Annotated in this window: 35 protein-coding genes and 2 pseudogenes; 4 read left to right on the top strand and 33 right to left on the bottom strand. The window is 41.8% G+C overall.

Annotated elements, in window-relative coordinates; genetic code table 11:
• From ArsFIN_RS21215 to ArsFIN_RS21180, 9 genes are all read right to left on the bottom strand, one after another.
• Entirely contained in the window at positions 1 to 789 is a 789-nt protein-coding gene (locus ArsFIN_RS21215; protein WP_135678559.1) for a phage baseplate protein, read from the bottom strand.
• Positions 786 to 2,780, bottom strand: a complete 1,995-nt coding sequence (locus ArsFIN_RS21210; protein WP_135678557.1) for a phage tail tape measure protein — start codon at positions 2,778 to 2,780, stop codon at positions 786 to 788. Before ArsFIN_RS21210 ends, ArsFIN_RS21215 begins: the two co-directional genes overlap by 4 nt.
• Before the next feature lie 3 nt (positions 2,781 to 2,783).
• A complete protein-coding gene (locus tag ArsFIN_RS26665) occupies positions 2,784 to 2,927 on the bottom strand; it encodes a hypothetical protein (protein ID WP_167876746.1) in 144 nt (47 codons plus the stop codon).
• 86 nt (positions 2,928 to 3,013) lie between these two features.
• Positions 3,014 to 3,379 (bottom strand): hypothetical protein, encoded by a 366-nt coding sequence (locus ArsFIN_RS21205; RefSeq protein ID WP_026824172.1) that lies wholly within the window; start codon positions 3,377 to 3,379, stop codon positions 3,014 to 3,016.
• A 12-nt stretch (positions 3,380 to 3,391) separates the two neighbouring features.
• A complete protein-coding gene (locus ArsFIN_RS21200; RefSeq protein WP_135678555.1) occupies positions 3,392 to 3,823 on the bottom strand; it encodes a hypothetical protein in 432 nt (143 codons plus the stop codon).
• 9 nt (positions 3,824 to 3,832) lie between these two features.
• Positions 3,833 to 5,137: a DUF3383 family protein gene (locus ArsFIN_RS21195; protein WP_167876745.1), complete on the bottom strand. Its 1,305-nt coding sequence runs from the start codon at positions 5,135 to 5,137 to the stop codon at positions 3,833 to 3,835.
• The gene (locus tag ArsFIN_RS28390; RefSeq protein ID WP_135678551.1) at positions 5,100 to 5,363 is read right to left on the bottom strand and encodes a DUF3383 family protein; all 264 of its coding nucleotides are present in this window, start codon (positions 5,361 to 5,363) and stop codon (positions 5,100 to 5,102) included. Before ArsFIN_RS28390 ends, ArsFIN_RS21195 begins: the two co-directional genes overlap by 38 nt.
• Complete coding sequence (locus ArsFIN_RS21185) at positions 5,353 to 5,631, bottom strand: phage neck terminator protein (RefSeq protein ID WP_135678549.1); 279 nt, start codon at positions 5,629 to 5,631, stop codon at positions 5,353 to 5,355. The genes ArsFIN_RS28390 and ArsFIN_RS21185 overlap by 11 nt, the downstream gene beginning before the upstream one ends.
• The gene (locus tag ArsFIN_RS21180) at positions 5,628 to 5,891 is read right to left on the bottom strand and encodes a hypothetical protein (RefSeq protein ID WP_135678547.1); all 264 of its coding nucleotides are present in this window, start codon (positions 5,889 to 5,891) and stop codon (positions 5,628 to 5,630) included. The genes ArsFIN_RS21185 and ArsFIN_RS21180 overlap by 4 nt, the downstream gene beginning before the upstream one ends.
• A 67-nt stretch (positions 5,892 to 5,958) precedes the next feature.
• Here ArsFIN_RS21180 and ArsFIN_RS21175 point away from each other — a divergent pair, with 67 nt between their 5' ends.
• Positions 5,959 to 6,228, top strand: coding sequence for a CCDC90 family protein (locus ArsFIN_RS21175; RefSeq protein WP_135678545.1), 270 nt, complete (start codon positions 5,959 to 5,961; stop codon positions 6,226 to 6,228).
• Between the two features lie 218 nt (positions 6,229 to 6,446).
• Here ArsFIN_RS21175 and ArsFIN_RS28385 read toward each other — a convergent pair whose 3' ends face one another.
• From ArsFIN_RS28385 to ArsFIN_RS21150, 6 genes are all read right to left on the bottom strand, one after another.
• Entirely contained in the window at positions 6,447 to 6,575 is a 129-nt protein-coding gene (locus ArsFIN_RS28385) for a hypothetical protein (protein WP_276489430.1), read from the bottom strand.
• Entirely contained in the window at positions 6,572 to 7,039 is a 468-nt protein-coding gene (locus tag ArsFIN_RS21170) for a phage virion morphogenesis protein (protein WP_135678543.1), read from the bottom strand. The genes ArsFIN_RS28385 and ArsFIN_RS21170 overlap by 4 nt, the downstream gene beginning before the upstream one ends.
• Positions 7,039 to 7,425, bottom strand: a complete 387-nt coding sequence (locus tag ArsFIN_RS21165) for a DUF4054 domain-containing protein (RefSeq protein WP_135678541.1) — start codon at positions 7,423 to 7,425, stop codon at positions 7,039 to 7,041. Before ArsFIN_RS21165 ends, ArsFIN_RS21170 begins: the two co-directional genes overlap by 1 nt.
• A gap of 37 nt (positions 7,426 to 7,462) precedes the next feature.
• Positions 7,463 to 7,741 carry a hypothetical protein gene (locus tag ArsFIN_RS21160; RefSeq protein ID WP_167876744.1) on the bottom strand — a complete coding sequence of 93 codons (279 nt, stop codon included), beginning with the start codon at positions 7,739 to 7,741 and terminating at the stop codon, positions 7,463 to 7,465.
• A gap of 105 nt (positions 7,742 to 7,846) precedes the next feature.
• Positions 7,847 to 8,461: a major capsid family protein gene (locus ArsFIN_RS21155; RefSeq protein WP_246067521.1), complete on the bottom strand. Its 615-nt coding sequence runs from the start codon at positions 8,459 to 8,461 to the stop codon at positions 7,847 to 7,849.
• Between the two features lie 25 nt (positions 8,462 to 8,486).
• Positions 8,487 to 8,972: a LuxR C-terminal-related transcriptional regulator gene (locus tag ArsFIN_RS21150; protein WP_246067520.1), complete on the bottom strand. Its 486-nt coding sequence runs from the start codon at positions 8,970 to 8,972 to the stop codon at positions 8,487 to 8,489.
• Positions 8,973 to 9,061: 89 nt separating this feature from the next.
• Between ArsFIN_RS21150 and ArsFIN_RS29185 the strand changes: the two are divergent.
• Positions 9,062 to 10,175, top strand: a pseudogene (locus tag ArsFIN_RS29185) (IS91 family transposase); the annotation flags it as partial.
• A gap of 244 nt (positions 10,176 to 10,419) precedes the next feature.
• Here ArsFIN_RS29185 and ArsFIN_RS28950 read toward each other — a convergent pair.
• The 4 genes and pseudogenes from ArsFIN_RS28950 to ArsFIN_RS21125 form a co-directional block, all read right to left on the bottom strand.
• Positions 10,420 to 10,574, bottom strand: a pseudogene (locus tag ArsFIN_RS28950) (type II toxin-antitoxin system RelE family toxin); the annotation flags it as partial.
• Positions 10,575 to 10,665: 91 nt separating this feature from the next.
• Positions 10,666 to 10,908 carry a type II toxin-antitoxin system RelB family antitoxin gene (gene relB / locus ArsFIN_RS21135; RefSeq protein WP_026824132.1) on the bottom strand — a complete coding sequence of 81 codons (243 nt, stop codon included), beginning with the start codon at positions 10,906 to 10,908 and terminating at the stop codon, positions 10,666 to 10,668.
• A 60-nt stretch (positions 10,909 to 10,968) separates the two neighbouring features.
• Positions 10,969 to 11,427, bottom strand: a complete 459-nt coding sequence (locus ArsFIN_RS21130; protein WP_026824131.1) for a hypothetical protein — start codon at positions 11,425 to 11,427, stop codon at positions 10,969 to 10,971.
• 1 nt (position 11,428) lies between these two features.
• The gene (locus ArsFIN_RS21125) at positions 11,429 to 11,896 is read right to left on the bottom strand and encodes a recombinase RecT (RefSeq protein WP_276489436.1); all 468 of its coding nucleotides are present in this window, start codon (positions 11,894 to 11,896) and stop codon (positions 11,429 to 11,431) included.
• Between the two features lie 82 nt (positions 11,897 to 11,978).
• Between ArsFIN_RS21125 and ArsFIN_RS21120 the strand changes: the two genes are divergently transcribed.
• Both ArsFIN_RS21120 and ArsFIN_RS21115 read left to right on the top strand, forming a co-directional pair.
• Positions 11,979 to 12,437: a hypothetical protein gene (locus ArsFIN_RS21120; RefSeq protein ID WP_135678317.1), complete on the top strand. Its 459-nt coding sequence runs from the start codon at positions 11,979 to 11,981 to the stop codon at positions 12,435 to 12,437.
• Positions 12,438 to 12,446: 9 nt separating this feature from the next.
• Positions 12,447 to 13,649 carry an IS91 family transposase gene (locus ArsFIN_RS21115; RefSeq protein ID WP_135678014.1) on the top strand — a complete coding sequence of 401 codons (1,203 nt, stop codon included), beginning with the start codon at positions 12,447 to 12,449 and terminating at the stop codon, positions 13,647 to 13,649.
• A 155-nt stretch (positions 13,650 to 13,804) separates the two neighbouring features.
• On the opposite strand, the gene ArsFIN_RS21110 is transcribed toward ArsFIN_RS21115, so the two are convergent.
• From ArsFIN_RS21110 to ArsFIN_RS21055, 14 genes are all read right to left on the bottom strand, one after another.
• The gene (locus tag ArsFIN_RS21110) at positions 13,805 to 14,059 is read right to left on the bottom strand and encodes a recombinase RecT (protein ID WP_135678535.1); all 255 of its coding nucleotides are present in this window, start codon (positions 14,057 to 14,059) and stop codon (positions 13,805 to 13,807) included.
• Positions 14,056 to 15,654: a PD-(D/E)XK nuclease-like domain-containing protein gene (locus ArsFIN_RS21105; protein ID WP_135678533.1), complete on the bottom strand. Its 1,599-nt coding sequence runs from the start codon at positions 15,652 to 15,654 to the stop codon at positions 14,056 to 14,058. The genes ArsFIN_RS21110 and ArsFIN_RS21105 overlap by 4 nt, the downstream gene beginning before the upstream one ends.
• The gene (locus tag ArsFIN_RS21100) at positions 15,654 to 16,013 is read right to left on the bottom strand and encodes a hypothetical protein (protein WP_135678531.1); all 360 of its coding nucleotides are present in this window, start codon (positions 16,011 to 16,013) and stop codon (positions 15,654 to 15,656) included. Before ArsFIN_RS21100 ends, ArsFIN_RS21105 begins: the two co-directional genes overlap by 1 nt.
• Before the next feature lie 68 nt (positions 16,014 to 16,081).
• On the bottom strand, positions 16,082 to 16,636 hold the full coding sequence (locus ArsFIN_RS21095; protein ID WP_135678529.1) for a helix-turn-helix transcriptional regulator: 555 nt from the start codon (positions 16,634 to 16,636) through the stop codon (positions 16,082 to 16,084).
• Positions 16,633 to 16,773, bottom strand: a complete 141-nt coding sequence (locus ArsFIN_RS26660; RefSeq protein ID WP_167876743.1) for a hypothetical protein — start codon at positions 16,771 to 16,773, stop codon at positions 16,633 to 16,635. The genes ArsFIN_RS21095 and ArsFIN_RS26660 overlap by 4 nt, the downstream gene beginning before the upstream one ends.
• 75 nt (positions 16,774 to 16,848) lie before the next feature.
• Positions 16,849 to 17,253, bottom strand: a complete 405-nt coding sequence (locus tag ArsFIN_RS21090) for a replication/maintenance protein RepL (protein WP_026824196.1) — start codon at positions 17,251 to 17,253, stop codon at positions 16,849 to 16,851.
• Positions 17,254 to 17,592: 339 nt separating this feature from the next.
• Positions 17,593 to 17,991, bottom strand: a complete 399-nt coding sequence (locus tag ArsFIN_RS21085; protein WP_135678525.1) for a hypothetical protein — start codon at positions 17,989 to 17,991, stop codon at positions 17,593 to 17,595.
• Positions 17,988 to 18,128 (bottom strand): hypothetical protein, encoded by a 141-nt coding sequence (locus ArsFIN_RS26655; RefSeq protein WP_167876742.1) that lies wholly within the window; start codon positions 18,126 to 18,128, stop codon positions 17,988 to 17,990. The genes ArsFIN_RS21085 and ArsFIN_RS26655 overlap by 4 nt, the downstream gene beginning before the upstream one ends.
• A gap of 74 nt (positions 18,129 to 18,202) precedes the next feature.
• Positions 18,203 to 18,622 (bottom strand): replication/maintenance protein RepL, encoded by a 420-nt coding sequence (locus ArsFIN_RS21080; RefSeq protein WP_135678523.1) that lies wholly within the window; start codon positions 18,620 to 18,622, stop codon positions 18,203 to 18,205.
• A gap of 579 nt (positions 18,623 to 19,201) precedes the next feature.
• Positions 19,202 to 19,336 (bottom strand): hypothetical protein, encoded by a 135-nt coding sequence (locus tag ArsFIN_RS28380; protein ID WP_276489435.1) that lies wholly within the window; start codon positions 19,334 to 19,336, stop codon positions 19,202 to 19,204.
• A 78-nt stretch (positions 19,337 to 19,414) separates the two neighbouring features.
• A complete protein-coding gene (locus ArsFIN_RS21075; protein ID WP_026824089.1) occupies positions 19,415 to 19,825 on the bottom strand; it encodes a replication/maintenance protein RepL in 411 nt (136 codons plus the stop codon).
• A gap of 382 nt (positions 19,826 to 20,207) precedes the next feature.
• Positions 20,208 to 20,612 carry a replication/maintenance protein RepL gene (locus ArsFIN_RS21070; protein ID WP_167876740.1) on the bottom strand — a complete coding sequence of 135 codons (405 nt, stop codon included), beginning with the start codon at positions 20,610 to 20,612 and terminating at the stop codon, positions 20,208 to 20,210.
• Positions 20,613 to 21,387: 775 nt separating this feature from the next.
• Positions 21,388 to 21,801, bottom strand: coding sequence for a hypothetical protein (locus ArsFIN_RS21065; RefSeq protein ID WP_135678521.1), 414 nt, complete (start codon positions 21,799 to 21,801; stop codon positions 21,388 to 21,390).
• 222 nt (positions 21,802 to 22,023) lie between these two features.
• A complete protein-coding gene (locus ArsFIN_RS21055; protein ID WP_167876738.1) occupies positions 22,024 to 22,320 on the bottom strand; it encodes a RepB family plasmid replication initiator protein in 297 nt (98 codons plus the stop codon).
• Between the last annotated feature and the right edge of the window lie 208 nt (positions 22,321 to 22,528).

Genomic DNA, 22,528 nt, shown 5'->3' with positions numbered 1-22,528 from the left:
TTAATTCCAACTAAAAAAACGCTTAAAAAAGGCTTTGGCGCCTTCTTTAACATCGTAAGTTACGGAGGTTGGTGTTTGGCTCCCGTTGTTTTTCGCCCCACTCATTTGTGCTGCCCCTGTTTTGCTCATCCCTGCGGCGGATTTGTTGGCAACAGGGGTGATATTCACCTGCTCAAAGGTGACAAAGCGCACTTGCTTCAGGGTTAAGGTGAACAGCAAAAAGCTGTCCTCATTGCTTTGTGAGGTGGCGAAACTTTCCAGTGCCATGTTATCGAGCACCTGATAGCCCATATCGACGCTGATCAATTCCCGATTTTCAAAAATGCCCGTGAACGTATCGACAAACTGTTGCGCAATGCCGTTACCCGATTTACTGCCCGTGACCGTGTGGTAAATTCCTTGCGCCGTGTTTTCGACTTGCGCTTTCAAATCCAGGATCTGCTGCGCTTTGCTGTTCATGTCATTGATTTTTTGTCTGACCGCCTGTGTCCGATTGCCTACATAGCTATCAATAAAACCAATTTGCCGATTGAAAGACTCAAAGACGGTATTTTCACTCCGCAAACTTAAAAACGAATCGGAAATCACCCCGCCTATCGAAATTTGCACAGGGCTAAGGTTAATGTGATCGGCAATCACAACGCCCGTTTCCAGTGGAATATCGCTGACGGTAGCACTACGTTGCGTGGTTTTATCCGTCCAGACATAGGCAGTAAATCCCGCGATGCCGATTTTTTGCGTGGGCGTATTGGAGATGTGATTGGAAATGACTTGAGAGAGAAAACTCAAAATGCGCCTCCTCGTACCAGCTGGTCTTGGCTCAGCATAGGGATATTATTGTGAACCTCCCTGCCAATCTGTTGACCGATTGCCCTGTTGCTACCTGCCACATTCACATTGATGTTGTTGGTCTGTGAGGCCGAATTGCTGATCACTTTCTGGCTGTTTGTTGATATGTGATTGATCGTTTGACTGGCTTGTTGCAGCCTGTCATTGGCGAATTCCACGTTTTTGGTGGCTTTGTCGAGTTCTTTATCGGAATCGCTAAAAATACTTTTGATGGCATTCCACGTACTGCTAAATATTTTCTTCACACCATCCGCCACTTTTTTAAATTTGTCGCTGATGATGTTACCGATATCCCCAAAATTGCCGGAAAAAAGCGCTTTAACGATTTCAAGCGGTGCGGTGAATATCGTTTCCAGAATCTCGCCCACCGATTGTAAACTAGCGGTCATCTCCTCAGTAGTCTCAGTAGTACCGCTCGTGAAAATCCCTTTAATCCAATCCCACGCAGCGACAAACGGCGCTTTAATATCTTCCCACATCTGGGTGAAAAATTGCGTGACCGCGTCACAGGCGTCGTCAAAGGTTTTTTTAAACCACGTGGTGACTTCGGTAAATTTCTCAATAAACCAGTTATCCAGTGGGGTGAATATCGCAATCAAATCATCAAAAAACTGCACAAATGCCTGTTTTAGCATGGCAATCACCGTGTCCCAATCATCACTGAAAAACGCCGTCAGGAAATTGGATAAATCGGTAAAGTCTTTGATGATTTTATCCCACATGGCAGAAAAATAACCGATGACCGTAGCAATCATTTTTCGCACATCATCGGGAAATATTCCCCAACCTTCCAAGAATTCGCCAATCACGCTTTTTCCGCCGTTCAACCAGACGTATAGGTCTTCAAGGGCGGCGATAATGCCGATAATCAGCACCGTAACGCCAAAGAAAACAGGATTAGCAAGAATCGCGGCGCCAATCGCCTTTATCCCTGCCGTGATAAGCGGAAATACTTTCACCAGCGCCAACGCTGCCGGAACCAGCAGCCAAAAGCCGTCAGTGGTTTTGTTGAGAAAAGTGATTAATTTGGCAAATGCCCCCACGACGCGGGCGATAAAACCAATCACAGGCTGCAACCCTTTCAACACAAAATTGAAAATCGGCGCAAGCGTGGCAAACACTTTTTCTGAAATCTGTTGCAGTTGCAGTAAGACACTGGCGAACGTGCGCCGAAAAATTTCAGACTGCTCTAAATCGTCTTGGGTTAATGCACGACCTTCCGCGACTTTTTTCTCAAGTGCTGCCCACTCTTGACGGGTTTTGCCGATGGCATCAACCATCTCATAGGAAAGCCCAACCTGCTCGGCAAGCGCCGTTCTGGCGCCTTTATCCTGTATGTTATTTATGGCGGTGCCCGTTTCACGCAACAAGACGTTGGCATCCCTGATGTTGCCGTTACTGTCTTTAAAGGCAACGCCTAGCTTTTTAAACACTTGACTTGCGGTATCACCGTCACTATTAATCGCACGTTGAAATTCTTTTACCCCATCGGATAATTCGTCAAAGCTCACGCCAACTTCCTGTGCGCCTTCTCTTAACACCTGAAAACTTTTTGCGTCAATGCCTGTTTGTCGAACCGCTTTGTTAAAGCTATTAATTTGCTCACCCGCGCTCATAATCGCCGTCAGGGTAAACGCCCCCGTGATAATGCCTTTAAATTCGCTGAGCTTTTCGCCCAATTTGCCGAGTTTACTTTTGGTTTTCTTGGCCTTTTTGCCGAGGTCATCAACAGAATCACTGGCTTTATGCACGTCTTTTGCGGTGTTGGCACTCTCGTTTCCAAGATGGTCAACTTTTGCGGTCACCGTGGTGAATTTCCCCGTCACTCCGCCTAATTGCCGGGATAATTCGTTAAGCGCAGAGATTAACGTATCAATCACGCCCGCATTGGCATTCACTCCAATATCCAGACTTAACTTTTCTTCACTCATCCGTCACCTCTTTTGCTTCGCTTCGTCGTGCTGTTTCCACTCAATCGCCCCCGTGATAAAGGCGTGCTCGGCAGTTTTCAGATAGAAGAACATGTCATCATCGCGCAACGCCAGAAGCTCACCCACGGAGCCGTAACCCGCCTTCACCAGTGAAAAAAGCAGTTTGTCGTGTTCACTCAGTGAGGAATTTCTAACGTACTGTCGCCAGCTATTGGGATAACGCGGGGTAAAGGTCAGCTCGCCGTTAATGCTGATAAAAAAGGGGCGGCGTAGAGGTGTAACACCGTTAACGTTAAGGGAATGAAAAGCTCAGGTTTCTCATCAAAAAAGGTTGGCAATTTGCTAATACTCATGCCGTCGTGGGTGATTTGGTTGAAAAGCTGTCTCAGATTGCCATCACTATGGCTTGAAAGTGTCGCGGCAATGCGTTTTGATTGCCCCAAGTCTTCGACAATTTCCAATGCTTTCAACCGCAAATGATGATTGAAATTACCAATCTGAAATTCGTTACCTTGCACCTTAAAGGTTTTGTTTTTGGTGATATCGACAATATCATCCTGTGATAGCCCGGTCAGGCTACCTAATCCTTGTTCTGTCATGATTTTTTCCTGTTAAATTGAGCGGTTGAAATCCCGAAATTGCAGCTTGTAGGTCATCTCTGCGTTGTGATCAGTATTAGCAAAAGTGAATTGTGGCTGGTCTGTGATACTGCCGCCTGTAAACGTGAAGGTTTCGGTTTTGGCTTTGCCGTCGAGCTTGTACAACGTGCTGACTGAGGCATTGAGCAACGTCACTTCACCACTGCCTTGTAGCGAGGATAACCAGACATCATCGGCACTGCCCCTTAAAATATGAAACTCAAGCTCGGAAACTTTGGCATCGGTTCGTTTTGCCACACTGACCGAACCACCGGAGCCGTTAAAACGGCTAGTATCGGGATTGGGGAAAGTGATTTGCACCGTAGTACCTGCGATAAAATCACTTAAGATTCGACCGCCTAGAATGACGGTGGTTGCATCCACATCATAGGAAATTTGCGCCATGTTTCGCCCCTAGTAATTGAAATTAATGATGATGTCTGCCCGATGAAATGCCCCCGCATTTTTCACCGCCTGTTGAATAGTGGGCGATTTGCGGTTTATGCGGTCAACCTGTGATTGTTCGGCTAACAGATTGGCATAGGTGAAATACCCTTTACTCTCAATTGACCGCTTAAATTGCTCTTCATCGCCGAAGGTATCCGGTGATGTCCATTTTCCGGCAGCAAATACGCTGGCTCTCACAAATCGCGCTGCCACCTGATTGATGCAATCAACCAGCAAATCCACCCCTTTTTCCGTTTGCGGTATTTTGGTAGCAGTCGCTTTCATTAAATTAAAGGTATCAACCTGTACTTGATTGACATACGCTTTCAGGTTGTAGACATTATCGACAAATTCATTGGCATTTGAGCACATCACTACCGGACGGTCTTTAATCAGCGTGTAAATATCGATACCCACGGATGACGCACTGTCTACCTCGGTTTGGCTATAGCTTTCTGGCTCACACGCAAGCTCCTTTAAGTGAATCGTCATGGCACTATTTTCAGCGCTGAAATCGACCACATGCACCCTTGCCATATAGGAAACCGCCAAGGCTTTTTGATTGCGCCTTGAAAAAAGCAGCCGAAAATATTCTTGTCCTTTCTTGCTCACTTGCCATGCCAAGCCTTTTGTCGTGAGATTGTCAGGATGTGAAACGACTTGATAGCCCAATATCTTGTTGGCTTGACTGTAGCTTGCCAGCTTTAAAATTTGGTCATTGGTCAGCTCATCAATAAAACAATACCCACAACCCGAAGACGCGGCTACCACATCGGTAATTGCCTCATCCGGTGATTGGGCGGTCAAAGTTTGAGGCGGTGTCGCTTTGGTTAACACGGCACTGTCACCCAGCCCTAGCAGATTCCCAATGAACGTACCTGTTCCCCCCTCGCTGGCGTTGGCTAATCCTTTTCCTGACACCACCAAACGCTTGTCAAGGTATGCAAAGGTGGATTTTCCGTTGGTAGGCACATTGCTGTCGTTGGGTTGATTTTCAGCAGACGGATAACCGGCTGGCAATGAGCCATTGAGAACATTAATCACATCAGAGAACGTGACCGCGTCACCAAAATTCAGGTTTTCAAGTGTCAATTCGCCAATTTTCATACTGCCGTCGTCAATTTGACGCAGCGTTTTAAGTAACGCGTTGCTGTCAATCTCTGAGCCTGTCAGCGTATCAAATTCCACCGCGGGCAGCGTTAAATCAGTTTTGCGCCAATGTCCGATAATCAGACTACCACCTGAGCCTATCGGATTGGGGGGATGTGCCAAAAAAGGCAGTTGCCATCTGATAGGTTTTCGAGGTAATGCCAAAATCGGCTTTCACGCCGGCGATATTTTTGTAGGTGGCATAAATCGTTTTACCGTCAAAAATCGTGCCCGTTTCAGATGTCATCATGATGACGTGGTTGATGTTGTCGTAATTGGCGCCTCGCTGCTCTTTGAGTAGCTGCACATTGACAACATTTTCAATATCGATGCCAAGATTATTGTTCATACTGTGAACCTTTTTCGTTGGAAAGTTGGAAAGTAAGATGATTGATTGAGGGTGTTGAGACGTTGATATAATCCGCGACAGAGGCGTTAATCGAAAACATCACGCGCTCTCGATACTGGCTACCTGTCGCAAAGTGCAAATCACGCACACCCGTTGGCGCAGATAAGCTAATGGTGTGTTTCCACTGTTGCTCAAAGCCTTTTTGCGTTCTAAGTAACCGCAAGAGAATTTGCGCCCGTTGCAAGGCTTGCTTGCCCCAAACATTCACGTCAAAAAAAGGATTTTCTCGTGCTGGCTGTATTCCATCACTTCAACGTTTCGGCGGTATGTTTCGCTAAAGCCTTTGACTTCACTGTTGCCAGATTGCTCAATACTGATAACAGGCGCATTAAAATCTTGATTCGCCAGATTTTCACGTCCGATAAATATGGTGTTTTCAGCAACCTCTAGCGTATCTCGAATCACTATTGCCAGTCGTTGGATCGGTGTCTGGTAGTTTTTGTGGTGTAAATTGGTGTTATTTGACATTCCGCCCTCTTAATGCGTTAAGATTAAGGAAATAGCGCAATTCCTAAAGCCAAATTTGGAGGTAAAGATGGCAACAATAACGATGAACACCCATAAAGCGATAAAAGCCTTACAAGAATCAGGAATTGATGAAAAACAAGCTGAGAAAATCGTAGAGGTTATTGCTGAATTTCAAAATGTAGGTACGGTTACGAAGGAAGATCTAAGTGTAGCTACAGAAAGCATTAAGTCAGATATGGCAAGCATTAAAACAGATTTAGATTGGATTAAAAAACTTATTCTCGCTGTTGGTATTGCTGTCGTCATTGCTGCGTTGAAATATATTTTCATTGGGTGAGCCTTCCTACCATCTCACTATCTTTCACTTCCTCAAAGACATAGCGTACATAGCCATAGTCGCTATAGTCTTTGCGGTTAATCGATTTGAATATTTTTCCTTTGTACTCCAAGTAAACACCGAGCAAATCGGCATACTTCGGTTGCACATGCACCGTGAAATACTCAATGACCAATCGAGACTATCTTTGTTAATGGCTTCATCCGGCAAACTGCTGATTACGCCTTCAATCGATTTCGTGTCACCGCAAAGTCCGGCTTAAAATCTTTCGTAGTAATCACTTCTGTGATGAAAGTTAACGGTTGCGAAAATCGGCGGAGGGTTCTTGCCATATTGGGTAGTCTCATTTTTTCACCACCTGATAAGTTATCGATTTTTTCAATGCGCCCGTGTCTTGCAATAGCCTTGCTTCAATGACACCTTTCTTTTTCAACTGCGCTTTGGTGCTTTCAGCATGCAAAGGCCACGCCCCAAAACCCTGCGTATCAAATGCCTCAATTGACCACCCAACAGATAATTCACCGATATAAGCCAGAAATGTTTTTGCGCTAATTTCACCTGAAATAAATAAGCGGTATTTTTCTTTTACCACCTTTTCAATAATTGCTTTTTGGTGATCACGAATCGGTACGCGCAAAAATGAGCGAGGCGGGATTTTCTCCGTGCCAAATTCGTGGATCGTTGCCACTTCCACCACGCTAATATCGGAATCTTTGTACGGTCTGGTATTTTCCAATACGCCCACTTCCACTTTCAGTTTGTTAAGTTCCTCAAATTGTTTTGGCTTTTCAAGCAATTTTGATTTCAGCATCACCAGTTCATCCCGATTGCCAAGGCGTAATTGTTTATGCGACTTTCCAGCACCAAATATTGCTCACCAAATGCGGAGGTTTTAAACCAATCATTCTCGGTTCCTGAAAAATTGGCGCTGAAACTGACATCGCCCACACCTTCACTACCAAACAGTGCATTCGGATCGGCTGAATGAGAATCCTTGGTTGGACTATTTTCATGGAAGCCCGCCAAAAAAAGCAGATGCGCGGTAAGGTACAGCAAGCCTTGCTCATACATCGCTCCCCACACTTTCTTGTCCATCCGGTTTTCTGCATCGGTTAAATAGAGCAACAATTTGTTGTCATCGGCGGTAAAGGTTTGTTCGCCAAAACGATCACGGAATTTCTTTATCATTTCTTGCATGAAGCCCCCCAAAAAAAAGCGGATAAAATCCGCTACATTATACTTCAAACGAAGGGGTTTGTTTTGTGCCGTCCGTTAACTCAATCGTCAACGTCACGACATTCCCTTGTTTGGCAGCGGTGATTTTTTTAATGCCAACCCCTGCATCACCTTTCGTGCCTTTTTCGCCCTTATCTCCCTTTTCACCCTTAAGTGTTCCGGCGTCCAGTGCTTCGTGAAGGGCAGATACCCCCGCTTCAATATTGTTGAGATTCTCCGCATTCAATGGGGTTTTGGTTGACGGTGAATTTTCCCAATTTGTTTTTGTGTAGCTCATCATTGACTCCAGGATTCAAATAAAAATGAGGGGCTTGCCCTCATGATGGTGATTGCGGAAAGTAATTATCAGACGGCAAGGTTGTTCCGATTGGGAAGCCGCCGTCTATGACTTTGGGGCGGTTTTGTAATCGGCATAAACGGCAGATAGTGGCTGTTTCCACATTGCCCCACCAAAGGCGGAACGATAGCCACACTCGTAAGTCAGTAAATCACGCTGGCGAACGGCTAACAACTCTGGCATATGCACTTTCATCTCCACATACTCTTCGTCGTAGGTGTAAATTGCCAAGCGGGTTTTGCCTTTGGTTATTTCTCTGGCATATCCTGCCGGAACTTTCACAAAGGTAATCGTAAAGCTGTCATTACCCGATGCCTTCCTCAACGCAGCCATGATCCTGTCCATCGCAGAAACAGGCAGTAAATCAGTCCCAACAATGGGGCTTTGGCTATCAAACTTCTGCATCGCCAGCATGAAATCTGCGGCATCCATCGCAATATGCGTTGGTTGCACCCGATAACCTGAATTTGCCCACGCTTGGTTGTAAGCATCCAGTACCAGTTTGATAAACTCATTGGCGGTCATATCTTTCAGCGATTTACCCGATGCTTCTTGCATCACCTGTATTTTACCGCCTGTTAACAAACCTTCTTGTCCTTTCACATGTTGATGTCCTAGGTAACCTGCATATTGCAGCGTTGACAGGGCATTGGCGTACAAATCATCCTGTTTTTTGCTTTGCAGATTAATATTGATTTTGTTGATTTTTGAACTTTACATAACTCGCACGCGAATAGCCTAGCGTTGCAACAAACGCTTTCAGCGATTTTTTACCTCGCCGGATGCTGGTGAAGTCGATTTGCATTTGTTGACCTGGCTGTGTTTCAAAACGGACGACTACTTCGGGAACAATGCTTGGTTTAAATTGACAAACAAATCGGCGTAATTGAGCAATACCACCTTGATAGCCGTTTTCAACTACCTTATCAAATAAGACTGTTGCAGGGATCCAATCAGGTTTAGCCAGTTCAATTCGCTGAAGCAAATAAGGTTTAAAGGGGGATAATTTAGTCGGTTGTTGACTTCTTTTAGCATAAGTTGGCATTGTCTGTTGTTGTAAATGATGTTTTACGGTGTTACGGGATATACCCAACTCACTGGCAATTTTTCGAAGGCTTTGTCCTTGTGCAAAGCGAACATGAATATCCACAAATATCTCCTTGGTTAACATAAATTATCCGTACAAAAATGTGCGAATAATACCAAGTGGATCAGTTTTAGATGATCGTTAGTGGATCAGTTTTGCATGATCGGTGACAATGGCAACTACTCTCTGTCGAAAAGATGCTCGCCTGCAGCACCTGCGCTATGGGCGTTCGCCGTTATTGCTGTTCTTCACCTGAATGCTCTCATTCACGCTTCTTTGTCAAACCTGTAAATCCAAAGCCTGCAGTGCGTGTGGCCTCAAAGGCACCGAACAGTGGATTGCCCAGCAGCGCCATATTTTGCCGGATTGCGAATGGCAACATATTACCCTCACTATGCCTCAACTACTTTGGCCTTTTTTTAACAATAACTGGTACTTGCTCAACCAACTCTTTCGCTGTGCAACCCGCGCCATACTCAAACACGCCAAGCGCCAAGGCCTCGAAATTGGCATTTTTTGTGCGCTGCATACTTACGGTCGCCAACTCAATCAACATCCGCATATTCATTTATCCGTCACGCGTGGGGGGACTCACTCAATATGACACCTGGAAACCGATTTTCTTTAAAAAGAAAGACGTTGAAAAGGTCTGGCGCAGTGCGGTCATTCGACTCCTTAGGGATAACTATTTTCAGTTACAACCCAATAAATTGCCTGGCTTCGGGCACATTCGCAATTATCAGACCTGGTGCCGTTACCTTAATGCCCAGTTTCAACGTTATTGGAAAGTACATTTTGCCAAAAAGACACGCGGGGCCTGGCATAATGTGAAATATCTGGGCCGTTATCTTAAACGTCCCCCTATCTCCGCTTCTCAATTGAAACACTACAGCGGCGGCACCGTGGTTCATCATTACTATGACCACCACAGCCAACAATACAGACGACAGACCTTATCCCAAGAAGAAATGATACGGCGTTATGTCAGTCATATCCCTGCGCGACATTTTAAGATGATCCGTTATTACGGTTTTTTTTAGCCAATCGCAAACGCGGGTGCTTATTACCGAAGGTGTATGAGGCGTTAGACATGATATCTCCTAATGTGCCTGAAAACCTGGGTTTGGGGCCCTTATCAAAGGTTTTAAATACTGACCCGTACCAATGTATTTTATGTGGAAACCGATTGCGGTTTATGAGTGCGGAAAAGGAATACACGCCGTCACTTTACTGTCAGAAAGGCGGGATAAAATGGTCAAAAAACGATGGTTACAAACCGCAGCCTAGGAGCAGTGTGCCTATTATTAGGCTTTTAGATGATAATTTAACCGAATTACTGTTCTCATGGTTAATCAACGAGAAAACTGTCAGAATTTAATAGAAATATTGAGTTCAAAACACCTCCATTAATGCCTTACTGTATTGATTGAGATTCCTAACCATCAAGTTGCTCATTTCAGAATCAGTTAAACCCGTAAATTTCATCACCGATTGCGTATCCATCCCTGTCATTAGCGTTTGTTTTGCAATCTCAACGATAAATATCTTTTCTGTGACCAATATCTATTATTAGAATAATTAATTCTTTATCTTGAATATTTACCACAATTCGATAATTCCCGACCCGATAACGCCATAAACCTTTTTTTCTCCATTTAAAGATTTTCCATAAATTCTTGGGTTTTGGTGTTAATTAGGTTTTATTTATCCAAGATAAAATAAATAATTGGTCTGATTTACTGATTCCTTTTAAAGTTTTACAATATTTTTATGATATTTAACTGTGTACATCATCAAGACCTAAATCAGAGATTAGCTCATCATGATTAATAACATCATCATCAGTCATTTCTTTCATAATTTTATTTGCGCGCTGATAAAGCTTGATATCAATTTCATTTTCAATACGTTCAAGCGCTGACTGTCTTAACAGATTTGAAACAGAAATACCGTTAAAATCTGCAAAATCTTTCAGCAATTCTTTATCTTGTTTGGATATTCTAATGGTTAAATTTTCCATTTACTCACCTATAATGCAAGTGCATTGCAAATACATTATAGGTTAGTGATAACATTTAAGTCAATGACTGGGACTAAATCGGTATTGTTTTCTCTTTTCAAGTACCACGCCCATCTCTTTAGCTTTCCTCTCGGCCTCAAAAAATCCGTGGACGATTTCACCGTCTGGAAATCGCCAAGCGTCGCCTGTGCCGTTGGCCAGCCTTGCGATCCACACTTCGCTATCTTTTTTGGCTGGAATTAACCGCTTTTTGCTAACTTTAATTTTCTCTCTGAGTTGTATTTTTTCGTCCTCAGACAACTCGGCGGACAATACTGTACAATACTCAACGATTTCAGCAAGGTTTTTTTCGTCGGTGGCATCGTCGAGGGCAATTAATGCGGCTTCCAGTTTTGGATGGGTTGCTGGTTGTGTTTCTGTTGGTGCTTCTATCACCGTTTCTGCTTTTTGACGCTGTTTTTCGTTTCGTTCGCGCAGAACATCCCTCAGTGATAGCCGTTTAAACGAAGCAGGAGCCATTCTAAGCGGTTTTTCTGTTGAATTTACATCCTTCGTATACCTCAAGCATCAAAAATAGCTCAGAAGCGCAAGGAAGCCGTCTAGCGAGGCGATGAATCACTGTCTTGAGTGCCATTCTATCAAACCACTTCACCCACGGACTTGAGTCGTATTTTGCGCTTTGTACCGTATCCCGTATTTTTTCCACGTCAGCACGACTCATCACTTCGACAACGAGTTCACCACTATTAAGTTTGGCGAAGGCATAGACTTTCACTATCTCATCACCGTCAACAAACGACGGACGATGCGTTAAATGCTCGCCATTTTCGTCAATCACATATTCAAACTCGTCTTGAGCATAAACCACTTTTGCAATGATATTAGCTACCTGACCGGATTGACGGGCACGTTTGATAACACCGTCCACCATCGGCATATAGACGGCTTTTTGTTTGCGAACGTAGCACGCTACGCGTGAGCGGCGCAGCGGTGCTGCTTCGGGGATGTTAATGAGTTGAGTACTGTTTTATACTCTGCAGTAGGTTAATTTTTTTCAGGGATTCATCTCGATGGCTCGCAATAAATCTCCCAGAAAGCGTAAACCGGTTAAATCAGGCAGGCTGCCCGTCACTTCACGTGCCACAACGCCTGTTTATCTGAAACGTTTTATGATCTCTCTCCCACCCGAAAATGATGATGACAGACCGCCTGAATTTTTTTATGACACCCTAAAAGAAGCCATACGCCACTGCGTCCGACTCGGCCCCCAATTTTTTCTCGACACGCAGTATTACCCGCCGCTAGTCACGATTATCAGGAGTTTTGAACAACGCCAAGACCAAGCCGATGACGCTGGATACGACTACACTGAGGGGGGAATAACTGAAAGTCTGCCTGCCGATGAATTCATCACCTATACGGAGCTGGGAATAATCCCTGTTTCCTTTGAACCCTGGGATAAACACACCGATAACTGGGCTGACGAATCTGACAATTTCTGTTTCTTTGGCAAGATGCCCATAAGGTAATTGAGTCAGATGTATATCCCTCGTCCTGCTAAACTACTTTTCACCATTGATGACGGTTGGAATAAATTCCTCGAAAAATACGGCGATAGCGTTAGTTCGTGGACGAGTTTATCTGTGGAGCGCATGCTTGCCTGCGGCACTTGTGCCATGGGTGTCCGGCGCTATTGTTGCGCTTCGTCTGATTGTTCTCACAGCCGTTTTTTCTGCCAAAGCTGTAAGTCAAAAGCCTGCAGTTCATGTGGCTTTAAAGCCACCGAGCAGTGGTTAGCACAGCAGGTTCATATTTTACCCGACTGCGACTGGCAACACATTACTTTCACCATGCCACATCTCCTTTGGCCTTTTTTTAACAATAACTGGCCGCTACTTAATGCTCTGTTTCGGGCAGCCACTCGAGCTATGCTGCAGTTGGCTCGCAAACAGGGTATCGAAATTGGTATTTTCTGTGCCTTGCATACTTATGGCCGGCAACTCAATCAACATCCGCATGTTCATGTTTCCGTCACTCGAGGGGGTTTGGATAGTAAACATAGTGTATGGCGAAAGCTGTTTTTCAAAAAAAAGGATGTCGAAGAAATCTGGCGAGGGGCTGTTATCCGACTACTGCGTCACAGTTATGATTTAATTAACCCTGGCCTTCTTCCCGGTCTTGGCCATATCCGTGACAAAAAACATTGGCGGCGTTACTTGAGGGCGCAGTACGGACGTTATTGGAAAGTGCACTTTGCTAAAAAAACGAAAGGGGCATGGCATAGTGTTAAGTACCTCGGTCGCTACCTTAAACGCCCACCGGTATCTGCGTCAAAACTGCGGCATTACCGAGGGGGTGCCGTTGTTCATCACTACCATGACCACCGAACTGGCCAGCATCGGCAGCAGACTCTGCCGCAGGAAGAGATGATTAGACGCTATATAAGCCATATTCCGGCCAGGCATTTTAAAATGGTGCGTTACTCTGGTTTTTTGTCGAATCGTAAACGAGGAAAACTATTGCCGAAAGTGTATAAGGCACTTGAGATGACGGCACGTAAAAAACCGGAGAACCCAGGTTTTTCTGTGCTGATGAAAGGATTTCTGCGTACCGATCCGTACAAATGTATTCTGTGTGGCGACAGGCTGCTTTTCACCGGGGCGCAAATGGGTAAAAAAGCAACGGAATTGTTGTCAGAAAGACTGCATAACCTGGAGAAAAAGCGATGGTTACGCAGCTAAACGCAGGATCAATGTGTCTAAAATAAGGAAATCAGGTTAGAAATTACACTCTCTGAGGAAATGTTAACTGGCACTAAACACAATAAATCGATCCCCATCTCCTTTTTGCAATAAGGGATGGCTTTTGCTACTCACTTTAAAAGCGATTCAATTTCCTAACCATGAACAACTAGCACTGCCTCTCTGCCGTCCGGCATCAGTCCGTCTTTGGAGCAGCGAGTTAAAGCCAGTACAAGTGATTGTTTATCGGCTTTTTGCAACTCCGCGTTCTCTATCAGTGCAGTCGCTGCGGTTCGGGTAAACTGCTCAGGCGTGACCTGAGCGGGTAACAGGGCGGCGATTCCCTGTTGCATGATGACAGATTGCAGATTGGTATAAACGTTGGTCATGGTTTCCAGTTCGGTATTCATGCCACACCTCCTTCCAACATCAACGCTTCTCTGCGTTTTCTATCCGCCTGTTTTGACCAGAAAGGACGGGATATTTTAACTATCGGATAAGTTTCAATGACGCTTTCTAGCATATCAATCACACGGTTGACTTCGTATACGCCCTGTTCGCTATCTTCGTCGTCTGGCTCACAAAGTATCACCGGAAAACGCCCGCAAACTGTTTTTTTTCCAATCGCGCAGAAAGTGAAAGTCATCGCTTGACCAAAAACCCAATAGGCAACCAGACGGTAAAATTCCGCCTGTATGTGATAGCTATACTTGTTAACGGAATTACCAAAATCAAAAACATCTTCTGTTGTTTTCACATCCAACAAGGAGGGTTTGTCGGAATATATGCCGAAAAAATCAGGGCGGATTTTCAAGAGTGTTCCCTTTTCCGTACGATAGAAAATTGAAACCTCTGGTTCGCCGTTTTCTAGTAGCTCGTCAACCATTGGGTAAGCCAGTGCAGAATCTCGCATCATTTCAACTTGCTCAAAGTCGTCTTTTTTGAGCACGATTTGATTTTTGGCCACGGATTGCGCCTCAAAATCCGCCAAGGTTTGTTTGCCATCTTTGGTTCGCAAATCAACATCTGGCGCACAAAGGTACTGTTCACGGAAGCGCTCCGGCTCAAGAATAGCGGCATGTACAGCCGTACCAATCAAAAACGCACCGTTTTTAGTCTCTTTGTAGGGAGCGTCCTTGTTTGAATCTACGACAGCTATTGTTTTTGCTTTCTGAATCTCTCGTATTTGCGTACTGGAATAGCCGTTTGCCGCATGATAGGTGCTATTTGCGAGGTGGCGAACAATCAGACTTTCTGTGGGTTTTAACGCATCAACACAGCCGTTTAACATCTCAAGCTCGATACCCTCGCCGCTCATGATTTTTCCGTTAACGGGTGGGAAAGCAGAGAAAATGGAGTTGTCTTCGATATTTTTGATGACCGAGTTAATTAACTCTTTTTCTTCTGTATAATTATTAACCAACTCATCAAGTGCGACATTCGTCACGCTTTTTTCGACTTCTCCCAAGTTTTCCACAGGTATAACTACAGATTCAGTGGATAACTCTGTTGATTGTGTGAATAACCTCTCTTTTTGTACGCCATCTACAAGATTAATCGCTATTTCTTTAACTTCATTAAGGGAAATAATCTTGTCTGCTTCCTGTATTTTCACAGACAACAATTCACGCAGTTCGGTATATTGCTCAAAAAGCTCTGGCTCTTCCGCTGGATTGGCGAGCAATTCATCTGCATCTCGAATTTCCCCTTCGTCGTACTCTTCCTGAATCCCAAATATCGTCAGCAAAGCGCAAAACTGGTCTATTTCCTGCTCTTCGGTAATATCCGTCTGCTTTTCCGTATTAGCGAGGCATTCCTCAACGCTGATTTCTTCCAATCGCGGCGATTTGTAAAAACAGCAATTTGCGCCGTCAGTTTCAAAGATATGTTGAGAAGCCAATTTCTTGGCGGCAATTTTCGTCTCAGATGCAAGATAGATATGCGATGTTGTTTTGCCGTTCTTGTGGTCAACGGTTGTGATAATGGTTGCTTTGAAGTATTTCATTATTTCGCCCCCTCAATGCGGTTATTCGCCTGTTGTTCCAATCTCCGCAAAATGCTGCCTCTGGCTTTGGGTAATGACTGTTCTCGCTGGTTATCAGAGCAGTGGCAGCAAGCACTCGAACACGCTTTCATCATCGAAGGATGGTAAAAAAGCGCCTTGAATTGTTTACGGTTAATTTTTTCAACAAACTCGATACACGCTTCTTCAGGAAAAACACAGGGGCGGTTATCCAGTCTTGCACGCCAGAAAAAACTCACGAGATTTAAGGAAAGTTTGCCACAATGACAACAGGTGAAACGCACATCAGGGCGTCCCTGACTAGTTCGACGAAATCCGTTGAGGGTGTAGGTATATTTCATGCTACACCTCCAACAGACTGAACGGCTTTACCACACGAACGAGGAAGCAAATTCACCGGAATATAGCGCTAAAAGCCTTTCGATTTGCAAAATGCCCTTAGCTGACAAGCTGAATGCACGTCAGCTTTCTCATAAATAATATTTAAATGATGCCCTACCGTTCTCGTTCCGATATCTAGCCGTCTCGCAATTTCCTTAAGACTTAATCGCTGAAACGCTAAAAACAGAACATCCCTCTCTCTATCAGTGAACAGCTTGTTAGGTTTTTCTGTAGTGACCGCATAAGGCTGCATGCCATCGACATACTCCATCGGCGACAAAAACAGGAATTCGTGAGCGTGAAAGAAAGTGCCTAGGTAGCCATTTTCACTACAAAAAAGCGGTAAAAAATGAAAGTGCCAAACAGTGGGCGATTTCTTGAAATTAGCGGGCAAATTGCACATCAAAGAAAACGGCAATTTTTCAGCGTGAACTTTCTCTATCAACGTTTTCAATTCGGCAGAGAAAATCATTGAGTGAAGCAAATCTGACATTGTGAGATTCATTTGAAATTCGCCTTCACTATCAACAAACCCACAGGGAACACCGCTACTCAAAAAGAATTTAATCATTTCAGATTTCATACTGCACCTCCGATACTACGAAGATAATCACGCTGACGATTGGTAAGGTGTTTTGATGTGAGAGCAAAGCTCAAATGCTGCTCGATTGATATGCCGCACGCTTTCATTATGCGTGCAATATGCGTACTATTTCGCATAGTCTGATTCCTACTTTAGCTAGGTTTTGGATTAGCTGGCTGTTCGGGTTGCCTCCCGTTCAGTCAGCGCGAAAATTATTCTTGGTTAATTTTTACTTTATCTAATATACCATTTCTGCTGTAAACTGATGTCCACTCAATCGACTGAACTCTTGTCCAATCAACTTTCACAGCATATTTTTTATTTACTCTAAATTCACCTCTGCTAATTCGTTCTATTAAACCAGCAGAAATCAAAAAATTAATATTATTATTGAAAGTTTGTAACTTAAGATTGTTTGCTTTCAAAAAAGCAGCTTTAGTTTTTGAACCGTAAGCAACAACGTTTTCATAGTTCATATTTAATAACATAAAGTTAAAAATTTTATACTGAGTGGCGTTTATCCCTTTAACACGACAGAGATCACGTATATAAACCTTAACAAATTCAGGTTCTGTTAAAATCTCTCCAGTTATATGATCTATATACGTTGAAGCCATTAAACTCTCCATTAAATACCGATTTATAAGTATCATAGTAATAAAATAGCAATATATAAATACTTTTTTTAAGTATCTAAGATACTTTTAAATCTTTAAAATACTGCCTAACGGTAACTAAAATACTTCTCAACGGTAATATAGATACTCAACACAATGATTTTAAATACCGCCTAGCGGTATTAATATTAGCTTTAAGCCTTGAAAACACTAAACCCACCATTCTTATCTTAAATCTTTCCATAAATAGTTTCAGACGACTCAATAGCAACCTACTAATCTCCGCTTCAACGTCTCTTGCGGTGAGCAGACTGAGTTACGGAAAAACACGATTTTCTTTTAAAAAAACCAAAAAATCTTTTCAAGAATTAACGCCCACCGCTCGCCACAGCCAAGTGACCGAGCAACGCGAGCGAACGGGCGAGGAAGCGGAAGATAACCGGAAGTTACAGAAATCACGGTCACTCGAAATTGACAGAAGAAGTGACCAAAAAGCGGTAGAAAATGAAATTGCCAAATGGTGGGTGCTTTCTTGAAATTAGCGGGCAAATTGCACATCAAAGAAAACGGCAATTTTTCAGCGTGAACTTTCTCTATCAACGTTTTCAATTCGGCAGAGAAAATCATTGAGTGAAGCAAATCTGACATTGTGAGATTCATTTGAAATTCACCTTCACTATCAACAAACCCACAGGGAACACCGCTACTCAAAAAGAATTTAATCATTTCAGATTTCATACTGCACCTCCGATACTACGAAGATAATCACGCTGACGATTGGTAAGGTGTTTTGATGTGAGAGCAAAGCTCAAAAGCTGCTCGATTGATATGTCACACGCTTTCATTATGCGTGCAATATGCGTACTATTTCGCATAGTCCACTCCTAGTCTATTTAGGGTTTGGATCAGGTGCTTGTTGTGGTGACAGCCACTACAAGTACCGCTAAAATTATAATCTGTTGTACATGAGTAATATATTTAGCCGTTTATTCTTATCTCCTTTAAAAATAACATTAGGATTTAGCATATAAACTCCATTTTGTTTCATCTTCAAAATATCCCCTTTTTGTAATATTTTTAGAGTTTCAGTAACTATGGGGAGAGAAACCTGACATTTAATAGATATATCTCTTTGTGTGGCAATTATCGTATTTTCAAAGTTCTTATTATCCAATAACCACGTCACTACTTTTATTTTTTTACTTCCCATACAATCTAATGCTTGTAAAATATGCCCAAGCCATATTTTTTCAAAGTTGAAATCGGTATCCTCCATATGAACAACATTCATATCGACTAATTCACCGGTGGATTGGTCAAGATATGTCTTTTTACCGATAATTTTTGATTTGCGCTTGGTTGTTTTCATATTTTACTTTCTGTTTAATTATAATTTATACAAATTAGCAAATATTAGTATTTTGGTTAATATTTAAATTTACTATTTTGTACAAAAATTTTTATACAAAATAAAGGATTTTTATACGTCTGTAAAAAAATCCTTATACACAAAAATCATAAAAATAAAATAAAATCAAAGTCTTAAATAACATCCACTTAAATTTCACTCTATATCTATGATATAGGAACACCCAAACTACTCATTAGTAGCAAACTAACTTCCGCTTCCTCGTAGCCGCTGTTCGGTGCTCGCAAGCTGCGCTCCGCCTCAACGTCTCCTGCGGTGAGCGGACTGAGTTAAGGAAAACCGATTTTCTTTTAAAAAAAATCAAAAATCTTTTCAAAATTTAACGCCCACCGCTCGCCGCAGCCAAGTGACCGAGCAACGCGAGCGAACGGGCGAGGAAGCGGAAGATAACCGGAAGTTACAGAAAGCACGGTCACTCGAAAATTACAGAGATTTCTCAATAGGTTTTGCCCACACTTACCCAATGAAGCACCTCGTTTTCACGCTTGGTTAATCTTCTGAATAATTTTAAATCGGAGTTCATGCCGCACCTCCGACTCTATTCAGAATTCGGGTACGCTGACGAAAGGTTAAATTGCGGGATTCACGAGCAAATAACTCGATTATTTGATTTTGCGCTTCAATTACGCGCACACGGAAGGTACTATTTTGCATAGTCCGACTCCTAGGATAGTTAGGTTGTTGGATTAGGTGCTTGTTGGGAGTTACGATCTCAGCAAGTACCGACTATTTTTAAATTAAGTTATTCCAAATTCGTAATATAGTTAAACGATTTCCTACTCCTCCATAATGAATTACGCTAGGGTTTAAAAGGTAGGTTCCTGATCTTTTCTGTTTTAAGTAACCATTATCTTTTAATGCTTTAAAAACTCTAGCAACTGTAGCAACGCCAACGGACTCTTCTTTAGCTATCTCTCTTTGAGTTCCATGTATTTCATTTTGATTATTCTTATTTTTTAAAATCCATCCCAAAACTTTCTCACTTCCGTTACCTGTACAACCAATCATTAAAGCTAATTCATTAAGGAAGACTTTGTTAAAGGAACCACCATCCTGAGTTTTAAGGATGTCTATACTCATACACTCACCTGTTGTCTTGTGCACTAAATGCCATTCTTCCAAATTCAATTCCTTAACATTCATGTTTAATACTCATGATAACGTTTGTTCGGTTAACTCTAACATTTGTTATCACATAAATCAATTATATGTTCCAAAAAAATGATATCAAAAAACATTATGTTATCAAATTTGATAACAAAAATTCCAATATAAACATTTCTTATTATCAAAAATGAATACAAAAAATTTACCTAAAACTAATGCAATACATTAATAAATATAAAAAATAATCTTATTTCAGATAACCCTTCACCGTTCTCATGGAATGTGATAATTTAACAATTTGATTCGGTGCTTCACAGACGAGCACGCGGAAGGTAGACTTTTTCATTAGCCTTACTCCTATCATCGGTAGGTTTAGGGTTAGCTGGTAGTAAGAGGCGAAAACTCTTGCTATCAGCGATTACTCATCAATATTTATTGATCTGAGCATTTCTTTTGTAATTTTTTCATTTTCACTTTTTGAAAGTAAAATGGGTCCCTCAAATTTGCAATACGCTTTATTTGTTCTCCATGCCCTCCATACCACATGAGGATTTAGAACATAGACATTACTTGTACCCATTTTTAGAATGGTTATAAATCCGTTATCTTTTAAACACTTAATAGCTAAACTTACAGTTGTTCTTTTTTTACCCGTAACTTCTTCAAGAACACGATGTGAGCAAACTACCGCATTATTTTTATTCATAAATTCGGTTAAGAATAAAAAAATATCACCCGAAACGGTATTTTTCTTAAATATCTCTCTAACAGCACCAATATTTTTTTCGGAAAATTGAATAAAAAGGTCTTTATTTTTCCGCATATCCACATTATCTATAAACATATAGGTTCACAATTTTAAACATCTGTTTATGTAAAACTATAAACACAGTTGTTATTAATGTCAAACACCTTTTATGAAAAAACGAACATCTATTTATAAACACATGTTCGATAATACTGAACATATATGTTCAGTAGCTTGTTAAACATATAAAAAATTAAAATTATTTAAAATCAAAAACTTAACATCTAGTTCTCCTCTCTTAATCTTGAAGTTTTGGAGAGAGCTACATACAACTCATTAGCAACAAACTAACTTCAGCTTCCTCGTCGACGCTGTTCGGTGCTCGCAAGCTGCGCTCCGTCTCAACGTCTCCTGCGTTAAAAAAAACCAAAAAATCTTTTTAAAATTTAACCGCCCCCGCTCGCCACAGCCAAGTGACCGAGCAACGCGAGCGAACGGGCGAGGAAGCGGAAGATAACCGGAAGTTACAGAAAGCACGGTCACTCGAAAATTACAGAGATTTCTCAATAGGTTTTGCCCATACTTACCCAATGAAGCACCTCATTTTCACGCTTGGTTAATCTTCTGAATAATTTTAAATCGGAGTTCATGCCGCACCTCCGACTCTATTCAGAATTCGGGCGCGTTGACGAAGGGTTAAATTGCGTGAGGTTCGAGCAAATAACTCGATTATTTGATTCGGTGCTTCACAGACAAGCACGCGGAAGGTAGACTTTTTCATAGCCTTACTCCTATCACAGTTAGGTTTAGGGTTAGCTTTACGTCAGTGTTAGAGCACTGGCGTAAAGTGTTATACTTCTATTTTTGCTATCTTTTTGGCTTTCATCATAAAGGAATTAGTATAATTATTATCCCCTTCCTTCATTATTGAAATAAATGCTAACGCCTCTGCTTTAGAAGCCTCACCTTTATCTATCTTAGAGGCTAAATAATCAATAAATTCAACTAACTTACTATCTTGTTCTTCTTTGTTTATATTGTTAGTTTCTTTTTTATCTGATACTTTATATTTTAGCTTTATGATTATTTTATCAGTATCGGTATACTTTCTTCCTATTCTTTGTATAGAGAAACCTGAAGGTAAGTCTGAATCGAATTCCCATATACCATCTGATTTTTTTACAATATTAAGAATTGGACGTTGAATAACTGTCTTTTTGAAGTCATTGAATTTATTAAATTTTCTATAGTCAGACCCAACCATCTTACAAAATTCACCAAGCGTCGTTGTATAACCATTAATTTTAAATCTACTAACAAGTTCAAGGATTCTTTTTCATACCCACCTCTTAATGAAAGTAAAAGTTTTAAGTCAACCTCTGCAAAACCTTTGCTATAATCAAGCATATACTTAATTGCTTCATCTCCAACATCAAGAGTAAGCACGCCATTCCTAAATTCTGCATAACTACAAAAGGATATACGCTCAAAATATTCCATTTGTGTATTTTTTGATTTCAACAAACCGTGAAATAAGATGCTTAGTTGCTTCATCTAAAGTTATGTACAATGCCTGTCTAGATAAATTAAAAAATTCAATTAATTCACCAGTCGAAAATTTAAATCTTTTTGACATAGCATTAGCGTCTTCATTACCGAATTTAATTTTATCTGCCTCACGTTTTAAGCCAACAAAAATCAAACTTAATAAATCTTGTTCTCTAGGTGAGAGGCTCATCCTCGAAGCTATAAAGTGGTGTGACTTTTTAACTTTTGTTCCCATGATGGCAGTAACTTTAAGAATATTGTTCATATGTGGATTTAATTATAATAAAAATCCGCATATAGTCAAATAAAAATCCGCCAAAAAAATATCAAATAATATATTCTTAACAAAAAACAGATGATTATAATTGTATAAATAACAAAGATGAGCAAATTTACATCAAATTTTGCTTGCATTTTAAACAAATACACCATGAATAAATGTA

This window comes from Arsenophonus nasoniae (assembly GCF_004768525.1).
Taxonomy (GTDB): Bacteria; Pseudomonadota; Gammaproteobacteria; order Enterobacterales; family Enterobacteriaceae; genus Arsenophonus; species Arsenophonus nasoniae.
Note: the sequence above shows the minus strand (reverse complement) of the source record. Positions and strands in the feature narration are given on the sequence as shown.